Origin of the sequence: Arsenophonus sp. ENCA, assembly GCF_002287155.1 — a bacterium.
Taxonomy (GTDB): domain Bacteria; phylum Pseudomonadota; class Gammaproteobacteria; order Enterobacterales; family Enterobacteriaceae; genus Arsenophonus; species Arsenophonus nilaparvatae.
Genome location: NZ_NHNG01000313.1, coordinates 1 through 1,000, shown reverse-complemented (window position 1 = coordinate 1,000; position 1,000 = coordinate 1). Strand labels below are relative to the sequence as shown.

Annotated in this window: 3 protein-coding genes; 1 reads left to right on the top strand and 2 read right to left on the bottom strand. The window is 39.0% G+C overall.

Translation table 11 applies throughout. The features are described from left to right. Positions 1–263: transposase (locus CBG25_RS08455; protein WP_290603799.1), on the top strand; the 263-nt coding region annotated here is incomplete at its 5' end. A gap of 101 nt (positions 264–364) precedes the next feature. Here the strand turns inward: CBG25_RS08455 and CBG25_RS08450 are convergent. Further along, the gene (locus CBG25_RS08450) at positions 365–613 is read right to left on the bottom strand and encodes a hypothetical protein (protein WP_290605995.1); all 249 of its coding nucleotides are present in this window, start codon (positions 611–613) and stop codon (positions 365–367) included. Between the two features lie 11 nt (positions 614–624). Further along, positions 625–774: a hypothetical protein gene (locus tag CBG25_RS08445; protein ID WP_290605994.1), complete on the bottom strand. Its 150-nt coding sequence runs from the start codon at positions 772–774 to the stop codon at positions 625–627. Between the last annotated feature and the right edge of the window lie 226 nt (positions 775–1,000).

Sequence of the window (1,000 nt, the reverse complement as noted above, 5' to 3'; positions counted from 1 at the left end):
AGGCAAACGGCTATAGGAGCCAGATTCAGCGTAAAGGCCATCGAAACAAACCGTTGTCCAAGACTCAGCAAGGGCGAAACCACAGGATTGCAAAGACTAGGGCACGGGTTGAACATGCATTTGCGGCGATGGAACAAATGGGTAGAAAACTGATCCGCACCATTGGACAGGTGCGCGCTAATTTTGCCATGACGATGATGGCAGCATGTTACAACCTAAAGCGGTTGGCGTACTTCCAGAGCGCGTGCATCGTGGCTTTCTGACGCCCAGAATGGGTCAAATGGCCCTAGCCAGGGCAATGTGCGATAGAATCAGTAACGTGATAATCAAAAAAAATCTAATTATTTAGAATGAAAGCCAAGGGTTAATTGAAAATCTTGAGTTTTTCGAGGTGCCCATTAATCTGGTTCAATAAGATAATATTTTCCGGCAAAATAGAACTTTCTGTTTTAATGCATTCTATTTCACCTAATGTAATAAATGCATCAGTGACATATTGGGGGTATTTAAAAAAGAAAGCAGAAAAAGCATTTTTTTCACTCGGTTGAATAGAATGATTTTTTGGTGGCATTACCTTTTTGTCTTTCTTTTTAAACCAGCCGTTAACACCCACTTTTATTACTCCTAAACCTCATCAATCAGACGAAAAAAACGAAAGGCAGCACGACTTTCTATCCACCACTTTAATATCTCTTCTGCGTTATGTGCTATCCCAATCGCTACCCAAAACAGAATAACCAGATAACCATCAACCGCCCCGCCCCACCACACCAATAGAAAATAGTAACCCCAATTGCAATGAATGCGCCTAATGTGGTGATTAAGAAACTCAAAGCAGCAATCACTATCAAAGGAACGCAAACAGCAATATATTGTATTAGTCTTAACTTAATCTGACAATTCTGATTTAAAAAAGAAAGTTACCGGTTTTAATTAACATCATTAGATAATTAAATAAAAGGTAATTTTATGTATCAAACAAATAATCCTATCATCAAAC